Below are 14,561 nucleotides of genomic sequence, written 5' to 3'. Positions count from 1 at the left end.
GCCTAGCCTCCGTAGGCCGCGTTTCGCGGCATTGAAAGTCGGGTTTCCGGAAGCGCGCGGATCGCGGCGACGATCGGCGCCATCCCCATGCCGAGAGAGCCTTTCACGAGCACCACGTCGCCGTCTTCGAGCTGCTCGGTCACCATGTCGGCGACTTCCGCGGCGCTGTTCCCGCTTCCGCCGAGCAGGATCGGCGGAAGGTTGCGGGCCAGGCGGTCCATCATCGGGCCGACGGTGAAAACCAGATCGGCGGCACCGCAGACCTTGGCCAGCAGGTCGAGATGGAGGAATTCCGAACGGTCGCCGAGTTCCAGCATGTCGCCGAGCACGGCGATGCGTCGGCCGGAGTCCTTCGGTTTGGTCATCGCCAGCACTTCAAGCGCGGCGGTGACCGAGGCCGGGCTGGCATTGTAGCTCTCGTCGATCAACAGCAGGCCGGTCTCGCCGAGCGCGATCTCTTCCTGCCGCCCCCGGCCGGCCTTGGCGGAGACTTCTCGGATCGCCCGCGCCGCCGTCTGCAGGTCGAGACCGAGCGCGTGCATGCAGGCGAGCACGCCGACGGAATTGAAGGCCCAGTGCAGGCCGATGCCGTCGATCCGGTAGACCAGCTGCCGGCCCTCGACCCGCACCACGATGTTCGAGCCGTCCGGGCCGCATTCGGCACCGATCAGACGGACATCCGCGTCCTCGCTGCGCCCGAAACTGACGATCTTCGCGCCAACCGCTTCCGCGCGCTCGGCGCAGAAGTAGAAATGCGCGTTGTCGCGATTCAGGACGGCCAGGCCCCGGTCCTTCTCGAGGCCTTCGAAGATCTCGGACTTGGCTTCGGCGATCTGCTCGACATCGCGGAAATGCCCGATATGGGTTTCCTCGACATTGGTGATGATCGTCAGGTGCGGGCGGACCAGTCGTGTGAGTTCGGAAATCTCCCCGAGATGGTTCATCCCGAGCTCGAACACCGCGTATTCGGTATCTTTCGGCAGCCGCGCCAGGCTGAGCGGGGCGCCGATATGGTTGTTCAGGTTGCCGGCGCTCGAATGGACGCTGCCGAAGGCGGCGAGGGCGGCCGCCAGCGAATCTTTCGTGCCGGTCTTGCCGACGCTGCCGGTGACGGCGAGTACCGTCGCCTTGCAACGTTTCCGCGCCGCGGCGGCGATGTCGCGGAGGCCGCCGAGGACGTCCTTGACCTCAAGCAGCGGCGCGTCGGCACCGAGCCCGGCCGGAATGCGGCTGACCAGCGCGGCGGCGGCCCCGGCCTCGAGCGCGGATCCGACATAGTCGTGACCGTCCACCCGCTCGCCGGGGAGGGCGACGAACAGGCAGCCGGGCGTCACTTTGCGGCTGTCGATGACCAGATCCGCGATCTCGAAGGCGGGGCCGTGCAGGGTGCCGCGCGTCGCCTGTTCCAGCTCATCCGATGTCCAGAGCATTTCGGTCATCGGACGTCCCCCAGAAGCGCTGAAACGACAGCGCGCGCGGCGTCTCTGTCGTCGAAGTCCCGGATCTCGGTCCCGACGATCTGATAGGTTTCGTGTCCTTTTCCGGCGACGATCAGCGCATCCTCGGGGCCGAGCGCCCGGATCGCCGTCTCGATCGCCTTCGCCCGGTCGCCGATTTCGGCGGCGCCGGGGCAGGCGGCCATGATTTCGGCGCGGATCGCGGCCGGGTCCTCGGTGCGCGGATTGTCGTCCGTCACATAGACATGGTCGGCGAGCTCGATGGCGGTCCGCCCCATGATCGGGCGCTTGCCCCGGTCGCGATCGCCGCCGCAGCCGAACACGACATGCAGCGCGCCGGCGACATGCGGGCGGATCGCCTTCAACACGGTCTCCAGCGCCTCGGCCTTGTGGGCGTAGTCGACGAAGATCGGGGCGCCGTTCGGATGCTGCGCCGCCAGTTCCATGCGTCCGCGCACGCCTTCGAGGGTTGCGAGCACGGCAATGACCCGTTCCAGATCCGCGCCGGAGGCGACGGTGATGGCGGTCGCGGCGAGGATGTTCATCGCCTGGAAGGCGCCGATCAACGGCAGCTCGACCAGATGGGTGCGGCCGGCAAGGGTGACGGAGAAGCGCTGGCCTGTGGCCGTCGGTTCCCAGTCGGTCATGCGGAAATCGGCACCGCATTTCCGGCCGAAGGTGAGCACGCGGATGCCGCGCTCGGCCGCGATCTCGGCCAGTTCCGCCGATTGCGGGGCGTCCGCCGAGAGGATCGCGGTGCCGTCGGTTTGCAGCACGCGCTCGAACAGTCCGGCCTTGGCCTTCAAGTAGTCGGCCATGGTGCGGTGATAGTCGAGATGCTCGTGGCTGAGATTGAGGAACGCGGCGACCCCGACTTTCACGCCGTCGAGCCGGAACTGGTCGAGTCCGTGGCTGGAGGCCTCCATGGCGAGATGATCGATCCCGCGGTCCGCGAGGCCGGTGAGCGCGGCATGGAGCGCGACCGGATCCGGCGTCGTCAGGCCGGGCCCTTCCGAACCTGCGTCGGTGGTGATCCCGAGGGTCCCGAGGCTGGCGCTCTTTTTGCCGAGCGCGGCCCAGATGCGGCGCACGAATTCGACCGTGGAGGTCTTGCCGCTGGTGCCGGTGACGGCGGCCACCGTTTGCGGCTGACGCCCGTAGAAGCGGGCGGCCATCAGGGCGAGGCGGCGGCGCGGATTGTCGTCCGCGATCAGTGCGATGTCGGTCTCGACCGGATCGGTGCCGTTCTCCGTCAGCACGGCGACCGCGCCGCGGCGCACCGCATCGGTGATGAACTTGCGGCCGTCGAGATGGCTGCCGGAGAGCGCAGCGAAGAGATAGCCCGGTTTCACGTCCCGGCTGTCGGCGGTCAGGCCCGCGATATCGCGCTCAAGCGCGCCCGACGCCGCCAGCGAGGCGGTGCGGGGATCGCGGCGGACCAGGTCGCCGTTTATCAGCTCAGAAAGACGCAAGTGCTTTTTTCCCTTTGGGTTCGGGGATATTGACCATGAGAGCGCGGCGGATTTCGGGCGCATCCTCGTCGACCGGCGCCACATTCAGCAGTGGTGCGGCACGCTCGATGATCCGCTTCACCGCCGGCGCCGCGACCCAGCCGCCGGTGGCATATCCGAACGAGCTCTTGTTGCCTTTCGGCTCGTCCACCATCGCCAGCACGACATAGCGAGGATCGGTTACCGGGAAGACGCCGACGAAGGAGGAGAGCAGGGCCTTCTGGCGGTATCCGCCCCGGCCGCCGGGCTTTTCCGCCGTGCCGGTCTTGCCGCCGACGAGATAGCCCTCGGCGCTGGCATTCCGGCCGGTGCCTTTCTCGACCACGAGACGCAACAGGCGCCGCATCGCGAGCGAGGTCTGTTCCTTGATGATCCGCTCGCCGATCAGCAGTTCGCCGCTCTGGTGGCGCAGCAGTGTGGCCGGGCGGAAGATGCCGCCGTTGACGATGCTGGCAACGCCGTTGGCGAGATGGACGGGGCTGACCGCGATGCCGTGCCCGAAGGAGATCGTCATGGTGTTGATCGGGCGCCAGGGATTGGGCGCCAGGGGGCGCCCGCGCTCGGGCAGTTCGATCGAGGCGTTCTCGAGGAAGCCGAGGCGTTCCATGAAGGCCTTCTGGCGCTCGCCGCCGACATCCAGCGCCATCTTCACGGAGCCGATATTCGACGAGTACATGAAGATTTCCGGTACCGAGAGCCAGCGGTTCTTGGCGTGATCGTCATTGATGGTGAAGCGGGCGACCCGGATCGGCTTGCTGGCATCGTAGCCGTTGGCCAGCGTCGTGGTGCCGTAATCGAGCGCCATGGCGGTGTTAAAGATCTTGAAGGTCGAGCCCATCTCGTAGACGCCGAGGGTGGCGCGGTTGAAGAGGGCGTCGTCTGAGACCTGGTCGCGGCGGTTCGGATCGAAGTCCGGCAGCGAGACCATGGCGACGATCTCGGAGGTCCGGGTGTCGAGCACGATGCCGGCCGCACCGATGCCGTCGAAGGCATCGATCTGGGTCTGCAGTTCCTCGCGCAGGATGTGCTGCACCCGGAGGTCGACCGAAAGGGCGAGCGGTTCGGTGCCGTCGCGCAGCAGCGAGTCGAAATTTTTCTCGATGCCGGAGAGCCCGACATCGTCGAACCCGGCGCGGCCGACGATATGGGCGGTGAGTCGGCCCTGCGGGTAGACTCGTTTGGATTCACTCTGGAAATAGAGCCCTGGCACGCCGAGCTTGTTCACCGCATATTGCTGGCGCGGCGTCAGGTTGCGCTTGATCCAGATGAATCGCTTGTCGGAAGAAAGGGTCTCGACCAGCTCGGCGCGGTCCAGCTCCGGCAGCACCGTCAGCAGCTTGTCGGCCGCTTCCACCGGGTCCATGACGCTCTTCGGATCGGCATAGAGCGAGGGCACCGACAGCGTGGTCGCCAGCAGCATGCCGTTGCGGTCGACAATGTCGGCGCGGCCGGTCTTGTGCGCGAGATTGCTGCTTTCCTGCGCCAGGTTCGGCTCCGCGCCGCGGTCGAAGACGGAAACGTCCACCACCCGCGCCGCGATCACGGAGAAGGCGAGGGCGAAGACTGAGCCGGCGATCAGCAGCCGGGTGCGGCCCTGCTCCAGCGCCTGCCGTCCGGTACCTTCGATCCGCACTGTCTTGTCCGGTTTCGGGATGTCGTTGATATCGATCCGGGTATGGGTCATTGGGGTGCTCCCACGGTCACCGGGCGCGCCATCGGCAGGACGATGCCGCCGATATGGGCGGCTTCCGTCAGCGGCGCCTCCCCGTCGCTGTTGAGCGGCTGCGGCAGCATGTCGAGTGTGGCGCGCTGCAGGCGGTCCGCCGGGCGTTCTTCGCTGAATTCGCGGATCAGGCGCTCCAGCCGCTCGGGGCGGTTCAGGTAGCTCCATTCGGCCTTCAGCACCTGGATCGCTTCCTGGTTGTCGAGAATTTCGCTGTGCAGGGCGTTCAGCCGGTCCTCGCGCTCCTGCACCTCGTGTTTGACGAGGAAGAGCGTGATCCCGGCGCAGGTCGCGAGCATCAGCCAGAGGGCGGTGGAGCGGCGCACCATCACGCGGCCTCCCTGTCGTCCCAGGCCGGCGCATCGGTGCGCTCGGCGACGCGCAGCCGTGCGGACCGGGCCCGCGGATTGCGCTTTTCCTCTTCCGCGCCCGGACCGATCGGCTTGCGCGTGATCTCGATGAAGCTCGGCGCGGGGCCGGTCTCGCCGGTTTCCGGCACGTGACGGGACGGCCGCGCGGTCTTGCCGGCACGGGTGCGGATGAAGGTCTTCACCCGGCGGTCTTCCAGGCTGTGGAAGGAAACCACGGCGAGGCGGCCGCCCGGACGCAGGATCCGCTCGGCGGCGGCGAGGCCGCGGTCGAGCTCGCCGAGCTCGTCGTTCACATGGATGCGCAGCGCCTGGAAGGTCCGGGTCGCGGGATCGATCGTGTCCTTGCCCCGGGCGCGCGGCACCACCCCCCGGACGATCTCAGCAAGCTGGGAGGTCCTGAGAATGGCGCCGCTGGTCCGTGCCAGGACGATGGCTTTGGCGATGCGGCGCGAATGCCGCTCTTCGCCGAGCCGGTAAATCAGGTTGGCGAGGTTCTGTTCGCTTTCGGTGTTCACGACATCGGCGGCGCTCGGTCCGGATTTTTCCATCCGCATGTCGAGCGGGCCATCCTCGCGGAAGGAGAAGCCGCGCGCCGCCTCGTCGATCTGCGGCGAGGAGACGCCGATATCGAGCGCGACGCCGTCGACATGGCCGATGCCTGCCTCCTCGAGCAGGATGTCCATGTCGCCGAAGCGGCCCTGGATCAGGGTCAGCCGATCGCCGAAACGGTCGGTCAGGGCCTTGCCGCGGGCGATGGCGTCGGGGTCGCGGTCGATGGCGACGACGCGGCAGTCCGCGGCCTCGAGGATGGCCGTGGTGTAGCCGCCCGCGCCGAAGGTCCCGTCGAGGAAAATCTTGCCGCCGGCGATCTTCAGGGCGTCGACGACCTCGTCGCGGAGGACGGGGATATGCACCGCGCCGCTCATTTGTCGCTCCCGCGCCCGGCCATCGGCAGGGTGATGCCGCGGTCGCGTGCGCGCTTGCGCTTCTCGTCCCGGTGCGCCGCATAGGCGTCCGGTTCCCAGAGCTGGAAGGACTTGCCGAGGCCGACGAACATGATCGTGTCGGAGATGCCCGCGTAGTCGAGCAGGTCCTTCGGCATCATCACCCGGCCATCGCCGTCGATGGTGAGCTGCCGCGCGTCGGCGAGAATGGTCTGCAGGTCTTCGGCCTCTTCGGAGAAGGCGTCGAGCCGGTCGATGGAGTCGACCATTTCCTGGATGCGCTCGTCGCCGCAGCCGTCGATGCAGGGATGCTTGAAGGACGGGTAGAGAATCAGGCCGGAGGAAGCCTGCCGTTCGAGGACGCTGCGGAAGGACGCCGGAACGGACACGCGGCCCTTCCGGTCAACCTTGTTCGCGAATGTGGACAGAAAAACTGCCACGACGTCCCCCGTTTCAATCCGGTCTTCCGCGTCCGGAAGTCCGTTCCACCCAGAAGCCGGAACCGTTGCGGTCCGGCCTTGTGTCCATCCGTCCGGGGCCGGCGCGCCGCTGCCGTGGAGATGGCATGGGATCGGCACGGTCCCTTATGGGATATACTGGGATATCATGGGAAAAACTGGAGCGCAATGGGAATATGGCGGGAAACTGCGGTATTCGTGGCGTTTTTACTGTGATTTTTGAAGGATTTAAGATTAACGAACAGAACTCGCTGAACGGTTGCGGTTCTGCCGGAAATGAGCAGCAAAGAGAAAGTCGGTCGCTTCCAGTATTAATAAATTGTTCCTGGTTTGTTCTGTTCTATGTGCATTTGCGATAGGTGAGAAAACTCTCACCATCGGAGGCATCGGTGCGGGAAGTCGGGATCAGGCGGTCTGTAAGCCGGGTTCTGTCCAGTGCCCGAAAGCACCTGTATGGCCATTCCTCTGGGACGATCGTTACCGACCGCCTCGCGCGACCTACCCGGATGACGATGCGAAAACCCATCTGCCGCCACCTCGCGGCGCGACCGGCCATCCCTATTTGGTCTTGCTCCCGGTGGGGTTTACCGTGCCGCGTCCGTTACCGTCCGCGCGGTGCGCTCTTACCGCACCCTTTCACCCTTGCCTGCCAGCCGAAGCGGGCGGGCGGTTTGCTTTCTGTGGCACTTTCCCTAGGGTCGCCCCCGCCGGGCGTTACCCGGCACCGTGTCTCCGTGGAGCCCGGACTTTCCTCCAGCGGTCGAAACCGCCAGCGGCCATCCAACCGCCTGATCCGCGCTAGAGATAGGGTCCGGATGCGCCGGAGGTCAAGCGGAGGTGCCGCTGCGGCGAAATAAATGTCGCGGTGAAGGAAAATCGCGCCGGCATGCGGGACTAGGATCGCCGCGATTGATTTGCGCGGTCACCGGCTTCATTAAGGAAGCCGGATCGCAATTGCCGTTTGTTCCCGATAGTCCGAGGTAAAACCATGTCAGCCGGAACCCAATCCTCCGAGAACGCCAAAGCTCTGGTGGAGCGCTATTACGCGGCCTTCAATGCCGGCGACGCGGGCGGCATGCTCGCCTGCCTCACCGAGGATGTGGCGCATGACGTGAACCAGGGCGGACGGCGCACCGGCAAGGACCTGTTCGCCGAGTTCTGCGCCCATATGGCCCGCTGCTACCGGGAAGAGCTGACGGATATCGTCGTCATGCCAGCGGCAGATGGAAGCCGGGTCGCGGCCGAGTTTACGGTGAACGGCACCTATCTCGCCGACGATGAAGGGCTGCCGGCCGCCAGCGGCCAGACCTATTGTCTTCCGGCCGGGACCTTCTTCGAGATCTCCGGTGGACTAATCTCCCGTGTGACGACCTATTACAATCTTCAGGACTGGATCGCGCAGGTCACGGGCGAGGGCGCATGAGCATCGACTTTCTGACACTGACGCCGGGCTCCGCCGAATTCGAGGGGGCCGTCGAGCAGGTCGCCGCGCTGCGGATCAGGGTGTTCCGCGAATGGCCCTATCTCTATGACGGGACCGAGACGTGGGAGCGCCGCTACATATCCAAGCTCGCCGCGGCGGAAGGTGCCGTGGTCATCGCCGCCCGCGACGGGGAAAAGATCGTCGGGGTCTCGACCGGCATGCCGCTTCTGTCCGAGCACGACGAACTGATCGCGCCGTTCCGCGGTTCGGATTTCCCGCCGGAGCAGGTGTTCTACGGCGCGGAGACGGTAATGCTTCCCGACTATCGCGGACAGGGGCTCTACCGCAGCTTCCTCGAACGCCGGCGCCAGCATGCGATCGATCTCGGCGGCTTCCGCTGGGAGACCTTCTGCGGAGTCGTGCGTCCGGCGAATCATCCGCTCCGCGACCCGGCGATCCCGCCGCTCGATCCGGTCTGGACCCATCTCGGCTACCGCAAGGTCGCGGGATTGATCACCGATTTCTCCTGGCGGGACATCGACCAAGCGGAGGAAACCGCGAAACCGATGCAGTTCTGGGTCCGAGGCCTCTGAGTCCGGCTAGCGCCGCGTTGCCCCGGTGCCGCGCGGCGGATCGCTTGCGAGCGGGCGGTTGCGCTGACGCTCGCGCAGGAAGACGAAGAGGCCGGATCCCATGATCAGCACGATCCCGGCCTGGACCTCGAGCCCTGGAATATCGCCCCAGATCGTCCAGCCCCAGAACACGGCGAGCAAAAGGCCGGTATATTCGAACGGGGCAATGATCGCGGCATCGGCAGAGCGGTAGGCGGCCGAGAGGCAATAGGCAACGGCGGCCGAATTGAATCCGAGGCCGATGAAGAGCCAGAAATCCACGCCTTCCGGCCAGACCCAGGCGCGCAGCAGGAAGACCAGGCTTTCGTTGTCGGTTCCCGCCGCAAAGCGCCCGTCCCCGGCGAAAACCCAGAAGAGACCCGCCACCAGGAGAAACATGGTCTGGATATAGACGGCCAGCGCCGACGGCTTGCTGCTCATGCCCAGCTTGCGGGTCATGATCTGCATCCCGGCATAGGTGATCGCTGAAATCACAGGAAGCACGAGGACCAGGCGGCTGACGCCGAGATCCTCGGGACTGGCCCAGGGGCGCTGCATGATCACCACGCCGATGAAGCCGACGAGAACGGCGCCGAGGCGGAACGGACCGACCTTTTCCCTGAGCACCGGGATCGACAGCAGGGTGATGAAGAGCGGTGCGGCGAAGAAGAGGGCGGTCGCGTCGGCCAGCGGCAGGACGGCAAGCGCGGCGAAATAGGACATATTGGCGATCACGACCAGCAGCCCGCGCAACGCGTGGAGGCCCGGCCGGTTTGTCTTCAGAATCTGCCATCCGCCCTCGAACTGCACGATCACCAGGCTGAAGGCGATCCCGATCGCCGAGCGTGTGAAAACCATCTGGTGCAGCGGGTATCCGCCGGAGAGCTGCTTGATCAGCATGTCGTTGATCGAGATCGCCAGCATCCCGACGAGGATGAAGGCGATGCCGAAGCTCGGGCGGTCGAGTGGGGAAGCGGTCGTATCGGTCATGGCGGACGGAGACTATGCCTTTCGATCGCCTGTGTCTTGTCCCCAAGCGCCGTTCAAAGGCCCGCGTATGGGCGCCTGGGAGACAGTTTAGAAAAACAGCCGCCAGAGCAGCGGCAGCAGGATCGCGGTCGCCAGTGCGTTCAGCCCCATGGCGAGGCCGGAGAAGGCACCGGCGACCTCGCTGACCTGCATCGCCCGCGCGGTCCCGATCCCATGCGCCGCGACGCCGATGGCGAAGCCGCGCGCCGACCAGTCCTTGATGCGGAAGATATTGAGCACGAGCGGGCCGATCATCGCGCCGATGATGCCGGTCAGGATGACGAAGACGGCGGTCAGCGAGGGCAGGCCGCCAAGCTTCTCGCTGATACCCATGGCGACCGGCGTGGTCACCGATTTCGGCGCGATCGAGATGAGCGTGGCCTCGGAAACGCCGAAGGCCCAGGCGATGGCGAGGGCGCTTCCGGTGGCGAGCACCGAGCCGAAGATCACGCTGAACAGAATCGACACCAGCGATTTGCGGACCCGCGCGACCTGCCGGTAGAGCGGCAGAGCCAGGGCCACCGTCGCCGGGCCGAGCAGGAAATGCACGAACTGAGCGCCCTCGAAATAGACGAGATAGGGCGTCCGGGTGACGGTGAGGATGACGACGAGCACGATCACCGCGAGCAGCACCGGATTGACCAGCGGGTGCATGCCGAGCCGTTCGTAGAGTTTCTGACCGCCGAGATAGGCCAGCAGGGTCAGAAACAGGTGCAGCAGCGGGCTCGCCGAGAGGTAGACCCAGATATCGCTGAAATTTCCGTCCATCACTCCTCTCCCCCGACCCGCGAGAGTTTCTTGAGGGCGATCATGACGAGGGCGGTAAACAGAATGGTGATCGCACTGCTGCCGATCAGGGCGGCCGTGACGCCAACCCACTCGCGTTCGATCAGGGAGAGGTGGAGCATGACCCCGACGCCGGCGGGGACGAAAAGCAGAGAGAGATTGCGGAGCAGGGTATCGGAGACCTTCGCCACGGTTTCCGGAATGCCGCCGCGGATCATCAGCCCGGTGAAGAGGATGACCATGCCGACGACCGGGCCGGGCAATGGCAGGCCGGTGGCCGCGATGAAGAGCTCACCCAGAAGCTGACATCCGAGCAGAAGGGTAATGGCACCGATCATGGGGAACTCCGACGACTGGAACTGGACGGAGTCTAGCGCTGTCCCGGCGGCACTCACAACACGGAGTGAGGCGGCGAGGGATCAGGCGGCGGCGGCGAGTGCGTCGCTTTCCATGAAGACGCAGCGGATGCGCTCGATCCCGGCATAGAGGCAGGCCGCGAAACGGTGGTTGCCGTCGCAGAGACGCCCGTTGCGGAAGACCAGGCTCATGCGGCGGAAGTCGCCGTGCCGGACCAGCCAGGCGACGCGGGCTGCATGCTCTTCCGCGCTCATCGGCGTGTTCGGGTCGCGATTGTCGTCGGGAGCAATGAAGCGCTCTTCGGCGAGCGCACGATCGATATCCGCGTCGGTGATGCGGCGCTCGGCACCTGCCCAGAACGGGTAATCCTCGAGGCCGTGTTCGACGGCCACGTCAAGCAAATCGCGCTCTTCCAAGCGAATGCCCATCGCCCGGTCTCCCTGCCACATCGTCGGTTCTCGTCCGGCGACGGGCGTGAGCTGCTCCGGGAAGAGCAAAGGCCGTCTGCGGGGTAACGCAGGCGGCCCGACGGCCCGTTCAATTGCCGCGTCCCGTATCGTCGAGAGGGCGCGTTGCAGCAATTGCGTTTTTTGCATAGGCCGCATGCAGTCAGGGCATGGGAAAAATGGAAATTTAACTTGCTATTTCATACGTATAGCTTGGACTGCACAACCTTGTTCGGCAGCGATGAAAATTGCTTCGAAAACGACATCGTTTGTGCCGAAGTGCGGCGAGTTCGGGCCGTCAATCCCACTTCGCCGCGGCGTCGTCATCGCTCGCTTTGGCGTCCACCCAGGCGGCGCCGCTGTCCTTCTCCTCCAGCTTCCAGAAGGGCGCCCTGGTCTTCAGCCAGTCGATCAGGAAATGGCAGGCCTCGAACGCGGCCTCGCGGTGCGGGGAGGCGCAGGCGACCAGCACGATCTGCTCGCCTGGTTCCATCCGTCCATAACGGTGGATGATCAGGCTGGCCTCGAGCGGCCAGCGCTCGTTCGCCTCGGCCTCGATCTTCTCCAGCATCTTCTCGGTCATGCCGGGATAGTGCTCGAGCGTCATCGCGCCGACATGCTCGCCGCCCGCCATGTCACGGACGAGACCGACGAAGCTGGTGATGCCGCCGATATTGTGATTGCCGGCGCCGAGTGCGCGAAGCTCCTCGCCCAGATCGAAATCCTCCTTCTGGACCCGGATCATCGCCTCAGCCTCCGGTGACCGGCGGGAAGAAGGCGACCTCGTCTCCGGCTTTCACCGGCGCGTCGAGTTCGACGAATTCCTGGTTCACGGCGGCGCGGACGACTTCCATGTTCTGAAAGGCATCCTCGAATCCCGGCCCGCGTGTCTTCAGCCATGCGACGAGGCCGGCGACGTCGGTCACCTCGGCAGGCGGAGTGACGTCTTCCTCTCCGATACCGGTCTTGCCGCGCATCCAGGCGAAATAGAGAATCTTCACAGGCCAACCTCGCTGAAGGGCAGGTAATCAACAATATCGCCGGCTTCGATCCGGGTGCAGCTCTCGGGCAGCTCCACCAGCCCGTCGGCGGCTACCATAGAGCTAAGCACTCCGGCGCCGTCACGCTCGAACTTTTCCGCTTCCAGCACGCCGTCGCCGTTCCGGCGCAGTGTGACGCGAACATATTCCCGCCGGTCGAGCTTCTTCTTGTAGTCGAAGGCGGCACGGACCGGGAAGAGTTCGGGGGCACTCGGTCGGGCGCCGGACAAGAGTTCGATCAGCGGGCGGGCGACGCGCAGGAAGGTGACCATCACGGCGACCGGATTGCCGGGAAGCCCGACGAATGGCGTGCGGCCGATCTGGCCCAGTGCCACGGGGCGGCCCGGCTTGATCGCGAGCCGCCAGAAATGCAGCGAACCGAGGGCTTCGACGGCGGCTTTCACATGGTCCTCGCCGCCGCTCGAGACCCCGCCCGAGGTGAGGATCATGTCCGCTTCGCTCGCGGCCCCGGCCAGCCCGCCGCGGATATCTTCAAGCCGGTCTGGAAGGATCCCCATGTCGACCACCTCCGCGCCGATTCCGCGTAGCAGGGCCGCCAGGGTGTGCCGGTTCGAATCGTAGACCGTGCCCGAGGGAGCTTCGGTGCCGGGTTCGCGGATTTCGTCGCCGGTCGAGAAGATCGCCACGCGCAGCGGCTTGTAAACCGGCAGGCTTGTCAGCCCGGTCGCCGCGGCCAGCCCGATATCCTGCGGCCTGAGCCGGACCCCGGCTTCGAGGATGCGGTTGCCTTCCGAGATGTCTTCCCCTGCGAAGCGACGGTTGGCGCCGCGTTTGATACCGGGCGGGATGACGACGTGATCGCCGTCGCTCCGGCAATCCTCCTGCATCAGCACCGTGTCCGGGCCGGCGCCGTTTTCGCCTGCGGGCATCGGCGCGCCGGTATAGATCCGGATGGCGGTTCCGTGCTGTTGGGGCGCTGTGTGCGGATGACCGGCAGCGACTGTCGCTGCCACCGGCAGAACGGTCTCCGCGTCGGGCGAGAGATCGTCGAAAAAGACCGCATAGCCGTCCACGGCGGAATTGTCGTGCGGCGGCACCGACCGGCTGGCGACGACGTCCTCGACCAGGATGCGACCGAGCGCGGCGCCGAGCACCACCTCCTCCGGATCGACCACCGGGGTCAGGATCTCGCGAAAGCGGGCGAGCGCGTCGGCGACGGGAATCAGCTTGCCGCCGAAGGCGAAGCAGTCATCTGTCAGTTGCGACATGGCTCACGCGGCTTTCGAAAGACCAGTAATGTCGAGAATATAGTCCGCCAGCGCCGGAACATCGTTCAAATCGAGCACGGGAACGGTCGCTTCCTCGACCGGACCGTCCGACGCCACTGCCCGGATCATCGGATCGCCCGGCTGCAGTAGGGATTTTCCGGTCTCGCGCCGGAAAATTTCCAGCTTCTCGTGCGCATGTTCCTTGAAGCCCTCGATGATGAGCAGGTCCACCGAGCTCAGATGCGGCAGGAGGTCCTCGATCGTCGGCTCCGGCTCCCCCCGGTTTTCGTGCATCAGCGCCCAGCGGTTGGCGGAGGTGATCAGCACTTCCGTCGCACCGGCCTCCCGATGCTCGTAGGAATCTTTACCCGGCTTGTCGACGTCGAAGGTGTGGTGGGCGTGCTTCATGGTCGACACCCGGATGCCGCGGGCGACGAGCTCAGGGAGCAATTTGACGAGCAGGGTGGTTTTGCCGCTGCCGCTCCATCCGACGAGACCGAAAATTTTCATGGGGCGAAGTCTAGAGGTGAGGGTGCCGCGGACTCAAGTCACGCATCCGCGGGGGCACCTTTTCCCTTCGCGGTCTTCCGGCGGGCGCGTTCGGCCGCGGCTTCCGGGGTGACATGCAGCAGGCCGGAGCGCAGGTAATCGTAGCCGGTGACGAGCGTCAGGATCGCGGCCACCCAGAGCAGCCCTTCACCGATCAGCACGGTCGGCAGCCAGGCGGGACCGGCTTCGCCGACGATCAGGAAGCCGAGCGAGCCGATCTGGATGGCGGTCTTCCATTTCGCGAGGCGGCTGACGGGCATCCGGACCTGGATTTCGGCGAGGAACTCCCGCAGGCCGGATACCAGGATTTCCCGCAGCAGGATGATCAGGGCCGGCAGCAGGCTGTAGCCGGAAATATGATCCAACGCGCTGAGGATCAGCAGACAGGCGCCGACGAGGAGCTTGTCCGCGATCGGATCGAGCAGGCGGCCGAAATCGGACTGCTGGTTCATCGAGCGTGCGAGATAGCCGTCCAGATAGTCCGTGATCCCCGCGAACGCGTAGAGCGCCAGGGCGATCCAGCGGTAGGTCGGTTCGTTGATCCAGATGAGTGCCACGATGAACGGGATCACCAGGATTCGCGACAGGGTCAGCAGATTTGGGAGGCCGGTCATATCTCTGCTTCGG

At 65.6% G+C, this 14,561-nt stretch carries 17 protein-coding genes and 1 other RNA gene; 2 read left to right on the top strand and 16 right to left on the bottom strand.

Annotation, left to right across the window (positions count from 1 at the left end; translation table 11 throughout):
- Window positions 1–2 precede the first annotated feature (2 nt).
- The 7 genes from IG122_RS09405 to rnpB all read right to left on the bottom strand — a co-directional run bounded on the left by IG122_RS09405 (window position 3) and on the right by rnpB (window position 7,256).
- Complete coding sequence (locus IG122_RS09405) at window positions 3–1,439, bottom strand: UDP-N-acetylmuramoyl-tripeptide--D-alanyl-D-alanine ligase (protein WP_193182839.1); 1,437 nt, start codon at window positions 1,437–1,439, stop codon at window positions 3–5.
- On the bottom strand, window positions 1,436–2,929 hold the full coding sequence (locus IG122_RS09400; RefSeq protein ID WP_226893466.1) for a UDP-N-acetylmuramoyl-L-alanyl-D-glutamate--2,6-diaminopimelate ligase: 1,494 nt from the start codon (window positions 2,927–2,929) through the stop codon (window positions 1,436–1,438). The genes IG122_RS09405 and IG122_RS09400 overlap by 4 nt, the downstream gene beginning before the upstream one ends.
- A complete protein-coding gene (locus IG122_RS09395) occupies window positions 2,916–4,652 on the bottom strand; it encodes a peptidoglycan D,D-transpeptidase FtsI family protein (RefSeq protein WP_193182834.1) in 1,737 nt (578 codons plus the stop codon). The genes IG122_RS09400 and IG122_RS09395 overlap by 14 nt, the downstream gene beginning before the upstream one ends.
- Complete coding sequence (gene ftsL, locus IG122_RS09390) at window positions 4,649–5,020, bottom strand: cell division protein FtsL (protein WP_193182832.1); 372 nt, start codon at window positions 5,018–5,020, stop codon at window positions 4,649–4,651. Before ftsL ends, IG122_RS09395 begins: the two co-directional genes overlap by 4 nt.
- Window positions 5,020–5,988: a 16S rRNA (cytosine(1402)-N(4))-methyltransferase RsmH gene (gene rsmH / locus IG122_RS09385; RefSeq protein ID WP_193182830.1), complete on the bottom strand. Its 969-nt coding sequence runs from the start codon at window positions 5,986–5,988 to the stop codon at window positions 5,020–5,022. Before rsmH ends, ftsL begins: the two co-directional genes overlap by 1 nt.
- Window positions 5,985–6,446, bottom strand: a complete 462-nt coding sequence (gene mraZ, locus IG122_RS09380; RefSeq protein ID WP_193182828.1) for a division/cell wall cluster transcriptional repressor MraZ — start codon at window positions 6,444–6,446, stop codon at window positions 5,985–5,987. The genes rsmH and mraZ overlap by 4 nt, the downstream gene beginning before the upstream one ends.
- 419 nt (window positions 6,447–6,865) lie before the next feature.
- Window positions 6,866–7,256, bottom strand: an RNA gene (gene rnpB, locus IG122_RS09375) — RNase P RNA component class A.
- 196 nt (window positions 7,257–7,452) lie between these two features.
- Between rnpB and IG122_RS09370 the strand changes: the two genes are divergently transcribed.
- Together IG122_RS09370 and IG122_RS09365 are read left to right on the top strand one after the other, a co-directional pair.
- On the top strand, window positions 7,453–7,887 hold the full coding sequence (locus IG122_RS09370; RefSeq protein WP_193182827.1) for a ketosteroid isomerase-related protein: 435 nt from the start codon (window positions 7,453–7,455) through the stop codon (window positions 7,885–7,887).
- A complete protein-coding gene (locus IG122_RS09365; protein ID WP_193182824.1) occupies window positions 7,884–8,480 on the top strand; it encodes a GNAT family N-acetyltransferase in 597 nt (198 codons plus the stop codon). Before IG122_RS09370 ends, IG122_RS09365 begins: the two co-directional genes overlap by 4 nt.
- A 6-nt stretch (window positions 8,481–8,486) precedes the next feature.
- Here IG122_RS09365 and IG122_RS09360 read toward each other — a convergent pair whose 3' ends face one another.
- From IG122_RS09360 to pgsA, 9 genes are all read right to left on the bottom strand, one after another.
- Window positions 8,487–9,488 (bottom strand): DMT family transporter, encoded by a 1,002-nt coding sequence (locus IG122_RS09360; RefSeq protein WP_193182822.1) that lies wholly within the window; start codon window positions 9,486–9,488, stop codon window positions 8,487–8,489.
- 87 nt (window positions 9,489–9,575) lie between these two features.
- Window positions 9,576–10,295 carry an LrgB family protein gene (locus IG122_RS09355; RefSeq protein ID WP_193182820.1) on the bottom strand — a complete coding sequence of 240 codons (720 nt, stop codon included), beginning with the start codon at window positions 10,293–10,295 and terminating at the stop codon, window positions 9,576–9,578.
- Window positions 10,295–10,651 carry a CidA/LrgA family protein gene (locus IG122_RS09350; RefSeq protein WP_193182818.1) on the bottom strand — a complete coding sequence of 119 codons (357 nt, stop codon included), beginning with the start codon at window positions 10,649–10,651 and terminating at the stop codon, window positions 10,295–10,297. Before IG122_RS09350 ends, IG122_RS09355 begins: the two co-directional genes overlap by 1 nt.
- Window positions 10,652–10,732: 81 nt before the next feature.
- Window positions 10,733–11,098 (bottom strand): hypothetical protein, encoded by a 366-nt coding sequence (locus IG122_RS09345; RefSeq protein WP_193182816.1) that lies wholly within the window; start codon window positions 11,096–11,098, stop codon window positions 10,733–10,735.
- Window positions 11,099–11,414: 316 nt separating this feature from the next.
- Window positions 11,415–11,861: a molybdenum cofactor biosynthesis protein MoaE gene (locus IG122_RS09340; RefSeq protein WP_193182814.1), complete on the bottom strand. Its 447-nt coding sequence runs from the start codon at window positions 11,859–11,861 to the stop codon at window positions 11,415–11,417.
- 4 nt (window positions 11,862–11,865) lie between these two features.
- Window positions 11,866–12,117, bottom strand: coding sequence for a molybdopterin converting factor subunit 1 (gene moaD / locus IG122_RS09335; RefSeq protein WP_193182812.1), 252 nt, complete (start codon window positions 12,115–12,117; stop codon window positions 11,866–11,868).
- Window positions 12,114–13,385: a molybdopterin molybdotransferase MoeA gene (locus tag IG122_RS09330; protein ID WP_193182810.1), complete on the bottom strand. Its 1,272-nt coding sequence runs from the start codon at window positions 13,383–13,385 to the stop codon at window positions 12,114–12,116. The genes moaD and IG122_RS09330 overlap by 4 nt, the downstream gene beginning before the upstream one ends.
- Before the next feature lie 3 nt (window positions 13,386–13,388).
- Entirely contained in the window at window positions 13,389–13,895 is a 507-nt protein-coding gene (gene mobB, locus IG122_RS09325; protein ID WP_193182808.1) for a molybdopterin-guanine dinucleotide biosynthesis protein B, read from the bottom strand.
- Window positions 13,896–13,933: 38 nt separating this feature from the next.
- Window positions 13,934–14,548 (bottom strand): CDP-diacylglycerol--glycerol-3-phosphate 3-phosphatidyltransferase, encoded by a 615-nt coding sequence (pgsA, locus tag IG122_RS09320; protein WP_193182806.1) that lies wholly within the window; start codon window positions 14,546–14,548, stop codon window positions 13,934–13,936.
- Between the last annotated feature and the right edge of the window lie 13 nt (window positions 14,549–14,561).

The sequence above is a fragment of the Nisaea sediminum genome, from assembly GCF_014904705.1.
Classification (GTDB): Bacteria; Pseudomonadota; Alphaproteobacteria; order Thalassobaculales; family Thalassobaculaceae; genus Nisaea; species Nisaea sediminum.
This window is presented reverse-complemented; position numbering and strand designations above follow the sequence as displayed.